Annotated in this window: 13 protein-coding genes and 1 pseudogene; 7 read left to right on the top strand and 7 right to left on the bottom strand. The window is 70.2% G+C overall.

Going from position 1 to position 13,341, the window contains the following annotated elements:
- The first annotated feature begins 81 nt into the window (after positions 1 to 81).
- Together ACIPSJ_RS39735 and ACIPSJ_RS39730 are read left to right on the top strand one after the other, a co-directional pair.
- Positions 82 to 684: a cupin domain-containing protein gene (locus ACIPSJ_RS39735; RefSeq protein WP_401353140.1), complete on the top strand. Its 603-nt coding sequence runs from the start codon at positions 82 to 84 to the stop codon at positions 682 to 684.
- A gap of 126 nt (positions 685 to 810) precedes the next feature.
- Positions 811 to 1,239 carry a VOC family protein gene (locus tag ACIPSJ_RS39730; protein WP_401353138.1) on the top strand — a complete coding sequence of 143 codons (429 nt, stop codon included), beginning with the start codon at positions 811 to 813 and terminating at the stop codon, positions 1,237 to 1,239.
- Positions 1,240 to 1,257: 18 nt separating this feature from the next.
- Here ACIPSJ_RS39730 and ACIPSJ_RS39725 read toward each other — a convergent pair whose 3' ends face one another.
- Positions 1,258 to 2,235: a zinc-binding alcohol dehydrogenase family protein gene (locus ACIPSJ_RS39725; protein ID WP_401353136.1), complete on the bottom strand. Its 978-nt coding sequence runs from the start codon at positions 2,233 to 2,235 to the stop codon at positions 1,258 to 1,260.
- A 91-nt stretch (positions 2,236 to 2,326) separates the two neighbouring features.
- Between ACIPSJ_RS39725 and ACIPSJ_RS39720 the strand changes: the two genes are divergently transcribed.
- Positions 2,327 to 2,671, top strand: a complete 345-nt coding sequence (locus ACIPSJ_RS39720) for a helix-turn-helix transcriptional regulator (RefSeq protein WP_355722026.1) — start codon at positions 2,327 to 2,329, stop codon at positions 2,669 to 2,671.
- Positions 2,672 to 2,871: 200 nt separating this feature from the next.
- On the top strand, positions 2,872 to 3,171 hold the full coding sequence (locus tag ACIPSJ_RS39715) for a hypothetical protein (protein ID WP_401353134.1): 300 nt from the start codon (positions 2,872 to 2,874) through the stop codon (positions 3,169 to 3,171).
- Between the two features lie 126 nt (positions 3,172 to 3,297).
- On the opposite strand, the gene ACIPSJ_RS39710 is transcribed toward ACIPSJ_RS39715, so the two are convergent.
- From ACIPSJ_RS39710 to ACIPSJ_RS39695, 4 genes are read right to left on the bottom strand one after another with little or no spacing between them, the layout of a single operon-like run.
- Positions 3,298 to 3,957 carry a hypothetical protein gene (locus tag ACIPSJ_RS39710; protein WP_401353132.1) on the bottom strand — a complete coding sequence of 220 codons (660 nt, stop codon included), beginning with the start codon at positions 3,955 to 3,957 and terminating at the stop codon, positions 3,298 to 3,300.
- On the bottom strand, positions 3,954 to 5,168 hold the full coding sequence (locus ACIPSJ_RS39705; RefSeq protein ID WP_401353130.1) for a hypothetical protein: 1,215 nt from the start codon (positions 5,166 to 5,168) through the stop codon (positions 3,954 to 3,956). Before ACIPSJ_RS39705 ends, ACIPSJ_RS39710 begins: the two co-directional genes overlap by 4 nt.
- 20 nt (positions 5,169 to 5,188) lie before the next feature.
- A complete protein-coding gene (locus tag ACIPSJ_RS39700) occupies positions 5,189 to 5,617 on the bottom strand; it encodes a hypothetical protein (RefSeq protein WP_401353128.1) in 429 nt (142 codons plus the stop codon).
- 38 nt (positions 5,618 to 5,655) lie between these two features.
- Positions 5,656 to 7,278, bottom strand: coding sequence for a hypothetical protein (locus ACIPSJ_RS39695; RefSeq protein ID WP_401353126.1), 1,623 nt, complete (start codon positions 7,276 to 7,278; stop codon positions 5,656 to 5,658).
- A gap of 145 nt (positions 7,279 to 7,423) precedes the next feature.
- On the opposite strand from ACIPSJ_RS39695, the gene ACIPSJ_RS39690 reads away from it, so the two are divergent.
- Complete coding sequence (locus tag ACIPSJ_RS39690; protein WP_401353124.1) at positions 7,424 to 8,659, top strand: sensor histidine kinase; 1,236 nt, start codon at positions 7,424 to 7,426, stop codon at positions 8,657 to 8,659.
- Entirely contained in the window at positions 8,656 to 9,387 is a 732-nt protein-coding gene (locus ACIPSJ_RS39685) for a response regulator (protein WP_401353122.1), read from the top strand. The genes ACIPSJ_RS39690 and ACIPSJ_RS39685 overlap by 4 nt, the downstream gene beginning before the upstream one ends.
- Here ACIPSJ_RS39685 and ACIPSJ_RS39680 read toward each other — a convergent pair.
- The gene (locus tag ACIPSJ_RS39680) at positions 9,276 to 10,433 is read right to left on the bottom strand and encodes a hypothetical protein (RefSeq protein ID WP_401353120.1); all 1,158 of its coding nucleotides are present in this window, start codon (positions 10,431 to 10,433) and stop codon (positions 9,276 to 9,278) included. The two genes, ACIPSJ_RS39685 and ACIPSJ_RS39680, sit on opposite strands and share 112 nt — an antisense overlap.
- Before the next feature lie 285 nt (positions 10,434 to 10,718).
- Positions 10,719 to 11,204, bottom strand: a complete 486-nt coding sequence (locus ACIPSJ_RS39675) for a DUF4265 domain-containing protein (RefSeq protein ID WP_401353118.1) — start codon at positions 11,202 to 11,204, stop codon at positions 10,719 to 10,721.
- A 1,069-nt stretch (positions 11,205 to 12,273) separates the two neighbouring features.
- Here ACIPSJ_RS39675 and ACIPSJ_RS39670 point away from each other — a divergent pair.
- A pseudogene (locus ACIPSJ_RS39670) lies at positions 12,274 to 12,594 on the top strand (hypothetical protein); the annotation flags it as partial.
- Positions 12,595 to 13,341 lie beyond the last annotated feature (747 nt).

The following is a 13,341-nucleotide window of genomic DNA, read 5'->3' as shown; positions in this document are numbered from 1 at the left end:
GTCCAGAGCCCGCCCGTGGCGCCGATCACGACACACCGATCGGCGCCACCGGTCCGTGTGCGCACGAATCAGGAAGCCGCCATGTCCTACCCAGAACCCCGCTACCTCGACGAGAAGGGTCAGGTCAGCGCACTGTTCCGCCCCGCGTCCGCGCAACCCGGCGCCGGCTCGGGCGGCACCGGCATCGACTACGTGGCCCAGCGGGACGACACCAACGGCGAGTTCGGCCTGTACAGGATCCGCATGGAGCCGAAGACCATGGGCGCCGCGGAACACTTCCACCGCACCATCTCCGAGTCCTTCTACGTCCTGTCGGGCGAGGTCCGGCTCTACAACGGCGAACAATGGGTCACCGGAGGCGAGGGAGACTTCCTGCACGTACCGCCCGGCGGGCTCCACGCCTTCCGGAACGACAGCGACGACCCGGTGTCGTTCCTGCTGCTCTTCACACCGGGAGCCGCCAGGGAGGAGTACTTCGAGAAGTTGGGCGAGTACGCCCAGCGCGGCCCCGAGGAGCTGAAAGCCTTCCGGATCAGGCACGACCAGTACAACACGACCGACCTGCTCGACGACCAGGACGCCGCCGGTCAGCCGCGAACCGCCGCGAGAAGCGCGGGCCCCGGACGGACCGCAGCTCCTGCCGCCGGCGAGTCGGCCCCCACCGACCAGGTGAAGCGCCGCTGAAGCCACGCGGGCATCCCAGCACCACACGCAGGCGGCGCGCCGGCGTGACCTCGCCTCGCCGGTTCGGCCGGCACCCCCGCACTCGCCGGACAACCTGCGCTCGCACGGCACTGTTATGGTGCGCCGATGTCATCGATCAAGCAGTTCCAGGTCACCTTCGACTGCGCGGAACCCGAGCGCCTCGCTCGGTTCTGGTGCGAGGTGTTGGGGTACGTCATACCGTCGCCGCCCAACGGGTTCACCACCTGGGACGAATTCACCCGCTCACAGCCCGCCGAGTCCCAGGGATCGTGGTTCGCCTGCGGTGATCCGTCAGGTGTCGGCCCCCGGCTGTTCTTCCAGCGCGTTCCCGAAGGCAAGGTCGTCAAGAACCGGGTGCATCTGTGCGTGCGGGTCGGCACCGGGCTGACGGGTGAGGTGCGCCTGGCCACTCTTGAAGCCGAGTGCGCACGGCTCCTCCCGCTCGGCGCGGTGCGCGTGCGGCTGCTGTACGACGGCAACGACTCGTGCATCGTGATGCAGGACATCGAGGGCAACGAGTTCTGTATCGACTGAGCGTCCGCCTCGCCGGGTTCACTCGGTGATGCGCAGCAGCAACTTGCCCGTGGATGCGCGGCCGCCGATGAGGTGATGTGCGCCGGCCGCGTCCGACAGGGGGAACTCGGCCGTGACGGGAAGGACGACCGTTCCGTCGCGGACGGTGCGCAGGGCGCGTTCGGTGAGCGCGCGCAGGGCGTCGGGGGCGGACTGGGCGAGGGCGAGCACGGAGAAGCCCCCGACGGAGCGGCCCCGCGCGTAGAGCTCGTTCTGCCCGGCCTGCCAGGGTTCGGCGCCGCCGGCGTTGCCGAACGACACCAGGCGTCCGAAGACGGCCAGCGCCTCCAGGCCGCGGCGCAGCGTGTCGCCGCCCACCGGGTCCAGGACCAGGTCGACGCCTCTGCCGCCGGTCGCCCGCCGGACGTCCGTCTCGAAGGTGTCGGGCCGGAACACCGCGTCGTAGCCGTACTTGAGCGCGTAGTCGGCCTTGGCGTCGCTCGATGCCACCCCGTACACCGCTCCGGCGCCCGCCGCCCGGGCCAACTGCCCGACCGCCGTGCCGACGCCTCCCGCCGCACCGTGCACCAGCACGCTCTCCCCGGCCCGCAACCGCCCCACCTCGTGGACCAGGGCGTGCGCGGTCGGCAGCACCGTCGGCAGCGTGGCCGCGGTCCGCAGGTCCAGCCCGTCGGGCAACGGGAAGACCCGCGCGGCCTCCGCGAGCACGACCTCGGCGTAGCCACCGCCGTCGACGAGCGCGGCGACCTCCTGCCCCGCTCGCAGACCCTCGACCCCGTCCCCGACCGCCCGGATGCGCCCGGAGACCTCCAGGCCCGGACGGTAGGGCAGCGACGCCACCCGGTACCCGTCGGCGCGCGCCTTCACGTCCGCGAAGTTCACCCCTGCCCAGACGGTCTCGACGGTCACCTGGCCGGGACCCGGCTCGGGTGCCGCGGTCCGCACGACCCGCAGCACCTCGGGACCGCCGTACTCCTGGAACTCGACCGCACGCATACGCAGTACCACCCCTCCATGAGTGTTCAACCCGGATCGAACACTAGCAGTGTACGATGGCCATCGAACAGTGGTGGAGGAGGGCATCGGAATGTCAGACCGGTCCGAAGGGGCGAGTCACCGTCCGGCACCCGTGCACACGCACCCCGACGACGTCCCGCTTCTCACCGCCCTCGCCGCGCTCGCGGATCCCGTGCGCATCCAGCTCGTCCGCGACCTGGCCGGTCACCCCGACTGGGCGCTCAGCTGCAGCAACTTCGACGTGCCGGTCGGCCGGGCGGCAAAGAGCCACCACTTCTCGGTGCTGCGCGACGCCGGTCTGGTCGAACAGCGCGACCAGGGCCCGCGACGGCTCAACCGGCTGCGCCGCGAGGAGTTCGACGCCCGTTTCCCCGGCCTCCTCGACCTGACCCTCCGCGCCGACGACACCGAGTAGAGCGGCCGGGCCTCGACCGGAAGAGGCACGACGCTCCGCCCGAGGGGCGTGCGAGGCACGTACGGCGAGCGCTCGCACAGGCATCAGCTCCCGGCGCTCCGGCGAGCCGTGCCGTGCGCCGTTGCCGCCGCCTTCGGAACGGGGGGACCGTAGGGCGGCATCCGCTGAATCCAGCGGGTAACGGACAGGAGTGCCCGCCCATGGCCATCGTCGTCACCTTCGATCTCGACAACACGCCTGCCGCCCAGGAGTTGTACGACACCACCATCGACCGCGTCACCGAGGGCCGGGGCTTCGCGTCGCCGGCCGACCTGCCCGTACCCGGACTGCTCGCCCACATCGCCGGACCCGTCGGCGACCGCTGGCGGGTCACCGACGTGTGGGAGTCTCCCGAGTCCTTCGAGACCTTCGCCAAGATCCTCGGCCCCCTCCTCGCCGACCTCGGCCACGGCGACCTGGAACCGGACGTCTCGGCTCCCCACAACCTCGTCCTCCGCTGAGCCCGACGTCATGGGGACCGAACTCCTCACAGCCTCCAGCGACCGTGGAAGAACGACTGGCGAGGGTGCGGCCGCACCCTCGCCAGTCGTTCTTCCACACCCCTTGAGCGCTGCTCGTCAGGAGCGTCAGTAGCTCAGTGCCGCCGTGCGGCGGCCCGGGCGGTGACGGCGCCAGGCCACGGTCAGCAGGGCGATGAGACCGCCGACCGGCGGCAGCGTGCAGACGGTCCAGCTCACCGCGTACGGGGGGCCGGGCTGGGAGAGGACGGGGATGTTCTTCAGCGTGCCCGTTCCGGTGCCCTGGGTGCCCTTGATGGTGAAGGTGAAGTTCCATTTGCCGGCGGTGGACAGCGACTGGACGTCCAGACCCCAGACCGACAGCTTGCGCGGATGCCGGGCCAGTTGACCGCCCATGCCTCCGCCGCCCGCTCCCCCGCCTCCGCCGCCCGGGCCGCCCATACCGTTTTGCTGGCCGGCGAGGCTCATGGAGAGGGTGCCGGACCTGCCCTTGATGCCTCCGTCGGGGGCGAAGGTGAAGTCCAGGGACTGGTTGGCGCGCAGCGGCCACTTGGAGAAGCCGACCGTCAGGTCGTACGGGCCAACCTTCACCTTCTCGGTGTGGACGATGTCGACCGGCGCGTAGGCCTGGGCGGACGGGGCCGAGACGAAGAGCATGCCCGCCATCGCGCACAGGGCGAGGACGAGGGCGCGGGCACGGTGCAGTACCGTCCGGCGCTCGGTACGTGCCTGGCGCGGCCGTACCCGGAGCAGTGATCGCGTGTTCATCGGGTCAGGCTGTCTTCCTGGTCGGTGACGGTGGAGTTGAGCCGCAGAAGAACGGCGAAGCGGGAGCCGAGGTAGCCGGCCAGCGTGCCGATCGCCAGCCCGAGAACGGCGTCGGTGAGGAGGGTGCTCGCGGAGGTGCCGGACTGGCCCATCGGACCGCCGCCTCCCCCACCGCCGCCACCGCCGCCGCTGACCAGGGAGGTCTGGAGGAGCATGGAGAGGCTGACCAGTACGCCGCCGACGGCGCCGACGGCCTGCGGCATCCAGCGCCCCGACCAGTTCTGCTTGCGGCCGAGCAGGAGCAGGGCCTCGATCACCACGGCCACGCCGAGCATGAACATCGGGATGCCGGAGGGCAGCACGGGTGCCGCGTCCATGAGGTTGTCGCGCAGCGGCAGCCCGACGTAGCCGGCGTACCACTTGGCGGCCCACGGCGAGAACCACCACAGGAACAGCTGCATGACACCGAGCACGGCGGCAATGGAGAGCGCGATGCCCCGGCGGCGCAAGGTCAGCGCCCCCGTGATCAGCAGGCACACGGAGAAGAAGATGTTGCCCGCGAGCTGCGGGTCGATGGTCTGGGACACCCCCTGGAACGCGTAGGTGGTGAGGGGGCAGAAGGTGATCAGCACCGGGGTGCTGACGACCTGGCCGATCCGTCCCCACAACTGCTCCCGGGCGGCGGCGAAGACGGTGATGCTGCCGACCATGGTCAGGCTGATGGAGATGAACAGGGCGACGTGCGGCGGGGAGTTGAGCACGGCGTCGAAGCCGTACAGGGAGTGCCACCAGAGGTCGACCAGGCCGTACATCAGGAACAGTGCGGCGCCGGTGCCGGAGATGAGATAGCCGAGCGGTGCGGTGAACGTGCCACCGAAGACCCGGACCGGCGCCCCGCCCACGGACCGGCCGGTGGAGCGTCCGGCGCGCTGCGCGAAGGTGGAGCGCAGCACCATCACCAGGCTGGCGACACCGGCGAGGGCGCTGCCGGAGTACAGCAGCAGGTGGGAGAGGGTGAAGAAGGTGTCCGGGCCGACGTCGACATGCCACTCGATGTCCCAGCTGATGCCGATCAGCGAGGTCAGCGTGCCGGCCAGCACGGTGAAGGCGGCGACGGGACCGGCCCAGTCCGCCCGCGGCCGGGGCGGGTTGCCGGGTGGTGACGGTTCGTCGGGTGCGAGGGTGAGCGCGGATTCGGGGACGGCGTCCATCGGTACTGCCTTTCAGCGGGTCAGCGAGTGAGGGTGAGCGGGAAAACGAGGTGGTCGTCGCGGCCTTGGCCGTCGATGTCGACGAGGAACTCCCAGCGGCCGGTCATCATCAGGGGCAGGGAGGCGACCTGGTAGCGGTGGTTCGCGGTCCGCACGGCGGTGTAGTCGGGCAGCGCGTGGCCCGTCGTGGGCAGCACGGCCGAGACGGTCACGACCGTCGGCGATCCGGTCGTCCTGATCCCCTCGCGCGGTGTGAGCCGTACCTCGACCGCCGTCGTGCCGGTCTTCGGTGAGGCGATCGTCAGGGTCACCACGTCGTGGGCGGTACCGCCGGTGAGGGTCGTGCCGCCGGACGACGAGTCGGACGAGGAGCCGGTGGTACTCGACGACATCGTCAGGCGGAGCGCCAGCAGGGTGAACAGGACGGTGGCCAGAAGTACCGCGCCCATCCGGAGACGTCGGCGGCGGGACGGTGGCATGGGCCCGCTCATCGGGTCTTCTCCGTGGTGGCGTCGGTGACGTGCAAGAGGTAGGGAACGGTGATGATCGTGTTGTCGCGCTCGGCCTGGATCCAGATCCGGTAGTCGCCGGCGGTCGGGAAGGTGTAGACGAAGGAGACGTCGGGCCCGTAGGCGGCGACCGTCTCGTCGGCGGTGCTGTCCCCGTTGACGGAGGTCAGGCCACTCATCGAGCTCATGTCGCCGGAGCTCATGTCCATGCCCGGCATGTCGTCGGCGACGGAGCCCATGGAGTGGGAGTGCGCCCACACCTCGGCGTTCTGTGTCTCCGCGCCCACCGCCGCCGTCCTCGACCTGAGCGGGCCGACGACGATCATGTGACCGAGCATGCCGAGCCACGGCTGGAGGGTCGCCGAGTCCCCGATCCGGGCGGTCAGGACGGCCGCTTTGCCCGCGACGAGCGACGACGCGGTCGTGCGGACGCGGATCCCGTCGACCGTCCGGGTGCCGGTGCCTTCCCGCGTCGGCAAGGTGGTGGTGGCCGCCTTCGTCGAGCCGGTCGCGTCGATGCCGGTCGCGGAGCGCACCTCCTGGACGCCGCCGCCTCGACGGGCGAACTCGGCGGAGAGCGCGTAGTGGCCGGCCTCGGGCAGCGGCAGCCGTACCTCGAAGGTCCCGTACTCGGTCATGACCGGGTGCAGGTGGTACAGCTGCCCCGAGGGGCCGACGACCAGCAGGTGGACCAGTGCGCCGTCGTGGACGACGAGGTCGTCGACGGCCAGGCCCGTCGAGGCGTCGGTCAGCTTCAGCGTCAGGGTGTCGGTCCCGCCCGCGCGGGTCGTGGCGGAGCTGAGCAGCAGGGTGGCGGGCGGGCGCGAGTAGTCGGCGGCCTGCTGGACGACCGAGGTGTACGGGTTTCCGACGCCGTCGATCGTGGCGTCCACCTGGACTCCCTGGGACACCGGCAGCGGCAGACCGGAGGAGAGGACGGCGCCGGTGACCGCCACGGCGAGGCAGGCGAGCACGCCGCCGGACGGGACGAACGTCCACCAGCCGCGCCGCACCCGTACGGCCACGACGACGGTGACCAGCATGAGGGCCCCGGCGCCGATGAAACCGGCGTACACCGCCTTCTCCGCCGGTGAGGTGGTCGTCTTCGACACGACGAAGGGGATCTTCGCCGTGTGCCCGGCGCCGTCGTCGAGCCTCAGTTCCCAGGGGCCGACCTCGTCGACGTTCAGCTGGGCGGAGTAGGAGCCAGGAGTGCTGTCCAGCTTCACGACGGCCGAGTCCACGGTCGTACCGGATTCCTTGCCCTTCGACGCGGACGCCGAGACGCCGGTGGGTGTCACCGCGAGCCTGATCCGGCCGGCGGCCGTGCCCTTGTGCGTGATCACGTCCACGTGCAGGGGACCCGGTACTCCGGTGATCCGGCGCAGGACGACGGTCAGTTCCCGGTCGCCGAGCGTCTGGGCCACCTGTACGTCGTTGCCGGTGGACGCGGAGTCCGCGGTGGCGGCCGAGCTCGACGTCAGCAGCAGGAGCACGGCGCAGACCAGGACGGAGAGCGCGGTCCAGAGGCGGCGTCGGTGGGGGTGGGGCGTACGCGGGCGGGTGGGGCGCACCGTCGTACGAGAGGGCGTGTCGTTCATGGTCGGGCCAAGCTATGGCGGCCGCGCGCCGGTGTCGTCACGGTGACAGGGGAGGCTCCCTCCCCCGAGCGGGGGACTCGCGCGCGGCTGTGACCAGGCATCATGGGTCGTCGAAGCCGTGTGTAGGCCGGAGGAGAGGACTGCATTGCCCCAGAGCGAGGGAAGCGAGGCGCGCGGCGCGGGCCGAGCGGCGTCCGTCCGCGCCCGGGACGTCAGCGGATCACTGACCCGGCAGTCGCTCCTGGTCGCGGCGACCACTCTGGTCGTGGACTGCCTGGGCTTCCTCCTCGCCGACCAGTCCCACCCGCTGACGGCGTGGCACTGGGTGGTCCTCGCGGCGATCGTCGTGGTCGACGCGGCTCTGGCCACCCCGCCGCGGCTGTCGGGAGCCGTGGCCGTCGCCCAGGCGGTCGTCGCGGTCGGCGGCAGCGTCCTGCTGCCCGGTCACGGTCCGCTGCCCCAGCTCAACAACGCGGGCATGCTGGTCTCCGCGTACCGGGCGGGCGCCTGGCTGGACCGGGGGCCCGCCGTGGCGTCCCTGCTCTGCCTGGCGGCCGGGATCGTCGGGGGACAGCTGCTCGGCGGCGAGCACTTCGGGCACGGGGGAATCCTGCTCGGCGCCCTGGCCGATGCCCTGCTGCCCTGGCTGGTCGGGCGGTACACCACCGCACGCCGTGCCTACATCGCCGAACTGGAGCAACGCTCCGAGCGTGAGCGGCACGAGCGGCAGCAGGCCCTGGCCGAGGCCATCGCCGAGGAACGCAGCAGCATCGCCCGTGATCTGCACGACGTCATCTCCCACCACGTCAGCGCCATCAGCATGCACGCGGGGGTCGCCCGGCTGCGGGCGAGAGCGGCACCGGACGGCGTCGACGTCGCCGAGTCGCTGACCGCGGTGGAGACGTCCAGCCGGGCGGCCATGGTCGACCTGCGGCGCCTGCTGGACTTCCTGCACGGCGCCCCCGCAGGGGAGGACAGCCAGCCGGGCCTGGACAACCTCTCCGGGCTCCTCGACACGGTCCGTGCCGTAGGTCTGAAGACCCGGGTGACCGTGCACGGCGTGCCGCCCCGGCTGCCGGAGTCCCTGGACATCGCCGCGTACCGGGTGGTGCAGGAGATGCTCACCAACGCCCTGCGGCACGGGGCCGGCGGGGTCGCCGAGGTCGAGCTGCGCTACACCCCCGCCGCCCTCGCCGTCACCACGACCAACCCCCTCCCGGTCGGAACGCGCAGCGGGCCCGACTCCCCGCACCGCGGCCTGCAGGGCATCCGCAGCCGCGCCGCCCTCTTCCACGGCTCCGTCACCTACGGCCCCACGCCCGACGGCACCGCCTGGACCACCACCGTCACCTTCCCCCTCGACCCCCTGGATCCGTCATGACCTTGCGCGTCCTGGTCGCCGACGACCACGCCATGTTCCGCTCCGGCCTGCGCGCCGTCCTGGACAGCCAGCCCGACCTGGAGTGCGTGGCGGAGGCGTCGGACGGCCGCAGCGCGGTGAGCGAGGTGCGCCGGCTCCGCCCCGACGTCGCCATCCTCGACATCCGCATGCCCCTGCTGGACGGTCTGCGTGCCACCGAGACGATCCTGGCCGACCCGGAGAACACCACCAGGGTCATCCTGCTGACCACCTACGATCAGGACGCCTACGTCCACCGCGCCCTGCGCGCCGGAGCCAGCGGTTTCCTCCTCAAGAGCCTTCCCCCGGAGGAGCTGATCGCCGCCGTCCGGGTCGCCGCCCGCGGCGACGCCCTCATCGACCCCTCGGTCACCCGGCGTCTCCTGACCCGTCTCGCCGAAGGGGTCGCGCCGCCGGCCGTCCCCGTCGGCCTGGACGACCTCACCTCGCGGGAGCGCGACGTGCTGCTGCTGATCGCCGAGGCCTACTCCAACGCCGAGATCGCCGACCGGCTCGGCATCGGCGACGAGACCGTGAAGAGCCACGTCTCCCGCATCCTCACCAAACTCCACCTCCGCGACCGCGTCCAGGCCGTCGCCTACGCCCACCTCCACGGCCTCGTCAAACCCACCGCCACACCACTCGCCCCGCCTTCCGACCGCACGAGCAACACCCGCGACCGACACAGGCGCGGCCCCGGCGGACCGTAGAGCTGAACGCCGGAGCAGCCACGCCGGGGGCAACGGGCGTGACGGACGCTCTCCGCATCGAGGCGCCCTGCCGCTCGCACGGCATTCGGGAGCGCACGACGGACAACGCTCCGGGACGTCCAGGCGGAGTGCTTCGGTCCCACGGCCGTCGCCCGCCGTCGATGACGGACGTGCGACAACCACCCCGTCCACAGCGGCCCGGCCCGGTGGGACGGCGCGAAGCTGTGCGGTCCCACCGAGCTCAACGACATCGGGCCGCGTCGGCCGCTCGATGGTGTCAGGCGAAGCTGATCGCGCCGGTGAGGGCGGCGAACGCGACGTAAGCGATGGAGACCGGGACGCCCCAGCGCAGGGCGCGCTTCTGGAAGTCGCCGACTTCGGCCTTCATGAGGCCCAGGAGGACCCGCAGGGGTGCCGAGGTTGGACCCGGCGCTGGCGATCTCGTCGGCCTCGATGCCATAGTGCGCGGCGGATTCCGCGAGAACGGGGACCACGCCGAACCAGTAGGCGTCGTTGGACATGAAAAAGCCGGGCGGCAGCGCGAGGCCGACGGTGAATATCGGGATGGTGCCGCCCATGGAGTCCGGCACGACGGAGAGGGCGGCGCTCGCCACGACCCCGATCATGCCGGCGTCCGTCATGACGCCGGTGACGCCGGTGAAGACGCCGACGGCGAGGACAAGGACCATGACCGGGACGGCGTTGGCGGCCTGGCGCTTGATGAGGTCCTGCTGGTCACCGATCTTGCGGACATTGACGAGCAGTTCGGCGACTTCGAAGATCAGCAGCACCATCACCAGCAGGGTGAGAGCGGCGTTGAACCACATGCGCCAGTCCGACTTGATCGGTTCGAACGCCTTCTCTGAGGCGATGTCGAGCTTGTAGGCGTCGAGCCTGTAGGCGACGGCGATGATGGCCAGGCTGGTCAGGGCCATGGGGCCGATCATGTGAACGAAGTACTCAGTGGCGTCCAGGTGCAGCACGCTGACACCCCGGGTGGTGGCGCCGCTCCAAGAGGCGGTGCCGGAGATGGTGCCCAGCGCCATGGCGGCGAGCGTGGCGTGCCGGCAACGGTTGCGTAATCAAACGCGAACTGAACCTCGGCTGCGGTCCTGGCGGGTATCTCCCACGATGTCGTCGCAGCCTGGGTCATGGCGGTGGCCTCCTCAGCCGAGTCGCTGGGTCTTGCCGGGGATCTTGGCGACCTGCGTTTTCGCTGCTCAGCGCCGGTGGCCTCGCGCGTCTGATGGTCGTCGTCGGTCATCCTTGGCCGCTGTCGAGCGGCCTCGGACGGCCCAGGGACGGTCCAGCCGTGGATCACATGAACGGCGTCAGTCGGCAGAAGCGGCTCGCCACTGCGCGGTGACGCACCCTTCTTCCATGTCCCACCACTCCTTGGCCACGCCGTGACTGAGCAGCCTCTGCACCTTGGCGAGATCGGCGGTGGGCGGGACGTCCAGGGCGACCATGCCGAACCGTTCTATGCCCTCGCCGCAGACTCCGAGTCCGTGAAACGCGTTGATCACGCTCTGTCGTGCAGGTCCGGAGCCGCCGTCCCGGAACACGATGAGGCGGATGGTGCAGTTCTCCGAATGCCGTACCACCTCGCCGGCCCACCGCACGCCTTCCTCGTCGGGCTCGGTTGCCACGATGTCCCCGCAGGCGATGCCGCGAACGAACCAGGGGATGTTGTCGAGCCGTGCCGTTCCGTCGCCCAGCTCGACAGCCCAGAGACTCTCCACTGATACCGGGGGCCAGTCGTCTTCGATCTCCAGCCGGAAGTGCACCTTCACGTACGGTCCTTCGGGGTTCGCCATGAGGTCAGCGTGCACAGCCCCTCCGAGCTCGTCGCAGTTGGGGGCCAGGGCAACTGATCAGAGTTCGGTACGAACTCGTATGGGCCTCAGTCGACGAGAACCGGACACGACGGCGGAGGCGCCGGCCGACCAGGCGGCGTGTGTCTCGCCGCACCCCCACCGACTGCAGCCACGCTTCGGGATGCCGACCCGAGTAACCGCAGTCACCGGCCGGTTTTGACGCTGTGGGAGCCCCCAGCCTCGGAAGCTGAGGCATTTCGGGGCAGCTTGGGCACTGAACTGGGCAAACCGTTGGCTGGCCTCGTCGTCGAGCTGGGCCGCATTCCCCGTGATTCCCCGCTGTTCACCGCTCGATCTGGTGCGCTAGTGGTGCACGGCTTTGTCAGTGGCCACCCGTACGCTGCGGAGTGTTGGGTCGGTCTGCTGTCTCGGCAAGGAGAGCGCGCGACCAAGGGGGGTGGCTCAGAAGAGATCCCCGAGCCACGTCGGTCCGGGAGCTCGTGAAGTTTCGACACCATCCCCCTCCAACAGCCGCCGAGAGGTCTCGGACCGCGCACGGATCACTTCTTACGGCGCCTGCTCGCACGCTTCTTCAGCTCGGCCTGGCCGCGCTTCGTCCAGTGCCCCTGATGGAGGTAGCAACGCGCAGTGCCCTTCAGCGTCTTGTTCTGACAACGACCGCCGGCCGCCGTCGGCCACCCGCACTTCCCCTGCTTCCACTCACCCACGGTCTGTCCCCCTCCCGTTGGTTCGCTGCGCGTCCAGACATCCAGCGTGTGGCATGTGGCCGGCACGGGGCAGGGCGCACGATCGGCGGCGTCAGATGATGCAGGCGCACGCCGGTCAGTACGTCGGGAGTGCCCTTCTGGGTGCACGCTTTCCAACTGTGACGGTGTTCCGCTGGACCGTGTACAGGGCCGTTCAGCTGTGTTCATAGGCGGCCGGCCGCTGGAGCAGCTAAGGGCTTCGGTCTCGTCTGAACTGCCGTGAACGGCGCTGAATGCGATGGAAACTGAGACGGACGGCGGGGCCAGGCCCGCTAGCGTCTTCGCTGTCGAAGGGGAGAGTCATGGCACTGGTCCGCAAGGGCTCACGACGGATCGTTGTCGACGGCACGACTTACCGCTGGCGGCTGCGAGGTCGGCCGACGTACTCCCAGGGGCTGGCCTGGTCGTCGTGCACGTACGCGGTCGAGCATGCGGACACCCCGGGCATGACGCTCGTGGTCACCACCGACCAGCCGCATCCGAGCAACTGGATCGGTCGCGACGCCGAGCCTGTACGGCCGTCCGATGTCGCCTCGGCTGTTCGGCTTGCACTGCGTGAGGGCTGGAATCCGACCGCTCCGGGCCCCGCGTTCCCTATCGACCAATCCGCCGGCTTCACACCCTTGCGCGGTGCTGAGTTGGCTCCGAGAGTGTTGGTTGCTCAGCGGTATTGGGCTTTGGCCCATGGCGGCAACTTGGGACGGCATCCGCGCGCGACCGGCCCAGGACCAGTGTTCTGGACGCGGCAGCGAAGAGACAGACGATGATGCACTCATCAGGGAGTTGCGCTCCAGAGCGTGAGATCCGGGCCGGCGCTTCGATACCGCGCCGATTCCCACCGCTTGGGTGAACGAGCACTACGGCGTAGAACCGGTGGCTCACGACGGAAGGGTGGGTTCCAGCAGCGACGGGATGCTCATCTTCAATGCAAGAGCAGAGGCAGTGGCCGCCTACTACGCGAACCGTTGTTTCCCCCGGCCTCTATGACGGATTTCGAGATCGCCGAGAGCAGAGTTGGGCAGCGGTTGGTCAGGCGGCTGCCTTGTACGTCCGCCCGGTCGCGCTGTCCGGCCGGGTTGCTTCTTGCCCCGGTTGTTGCCGGGGATCTTGGTGAGCCGGGTTTTTGCTGGTCAGGGGTGATGGGTTCGGACGCCTGGTGGTCGTCGTTGGTCGCCCCTGGCCACTGTTGACTGGCCTCGGACGGCCCGGACACGGCCCAGCTTCGCGCGCTCGGCTGACAGCCGACATCCTCGATGCGACCCGTCTGAACCTCTAAGATGCCATTTCAGTTGGCGTGATCTTGCGGCAGTCTGGGGTGATGACTGCTGCGCTTGTCGAGCGGATGGCGCCGGAAGAGCTGTGGACGTTGT

The organism is Streptomyces sp. NPDC090088 (assembly GCF_044747345.1).
GTDB lineage: Bacteria > Actinomycetota > Actinomycetes > Streptomycetales > Streptomycetaceae > Streptomyces.
This window is presented reverse-complemented; position numbering and strand designations above follow the sequence as displayed.

What these genes read in the sequence shown, in the direction of transcription:
- ACIPSJ_RS39735 (WP_401353140.1), top strand. Translation starts at nt 82, where the DNA reads ATGTCCTACCCAGAACCCCGCTACCTCGACGAGAAGGGTCAGGTCAGC.
- ACIPSJ_RS39730 (WP_401353138.1), top strand. Translation starts at nt 811, where the DNA reads ATGTCATCGATCAAGCAGTTCCAGGTCACCTTCGACTGCGCGGAACCC.
- ACIPSJ_RS39725 (WP_401353136.1), bottom strand. Translation starts at nt 2,235, where the DNA reads ATGCGTGCGGTCGAGTTCCAGGAGTACGGCGGTCCCGAGGTGCTGCGG.
- ACIPSJ_RS39720 (WP_355722026.1), top strand. Translation starts at nt 2,327, where the DNA reads ATGTCAGACCGGTCCGAAGGGGCGAGTCACCGTCCGGCACCCGTGCAC.
- ACIPSJ_RS39715 (WP_401353134.1), top strand. Translation starts at nt 2,872, where the DNA reads ATGGCCATCGTCGTCACCTTCGATCTCGACAACACGCCTGCCGCCCAG.
- ACIPSJ_RS39710 (WP_401353132.1), bottom strand. Translation starts at nt 3,957, where the DNA reads ATGAACACGCGATCACTGCTCCGGGTACGGCCGCGCCAGGCACGTACC.
- ACIPSJ_RS39705 (WP_401353130.1), bottom strand. Translation starts at nt 5,168, where the DNA reads ATGGACGCCGTCCCCGAATCCGCGCTCACCCTCGCACCCGACGAACCG.
- ACIPSJ_RS39700 (WP_401353128.1), bottom strand. Translation starts at nt 5,617, where the DNA reads ATGGGCGCGGTACTTCTGGCCACCGTCCTGTTCACCCTGCTGGCGCTC.
- ACIPSJ_RS39695 (WP_401353126.1), bottom strand. Translation starts at nt 7,278, where the DNA reads ATGAACGACACGCCCTCTCGTACGACGGTGCGCCCCACCCGCCCGCGT.
- ACIPSJ_RS39685 (WP_401353122.1), top strand. Translation starts at nt 8,656, where the DNA reads ATGACCTTGCGCGTCCTGGTCGCCGACGACCACGCCATGTTCCGCTCC.
- ACIPSJ_RS39680 (WP_401353120.1), bottom strand. Translation starts at nt 10,433, where the DNA reads ATGGCGCTGGGCACCATCTCCGGCACCGCCTCTTGGAGCGGCGCCACC.
- ACIPSJ_RS39675 (WP_401353118.1), bottom strand. Translation starts at nt 11,204, where the DNA reads ATGGCGAACCCCGAAGGACCGTACGTGAAGGTGCACTTCCGGCTGGAG.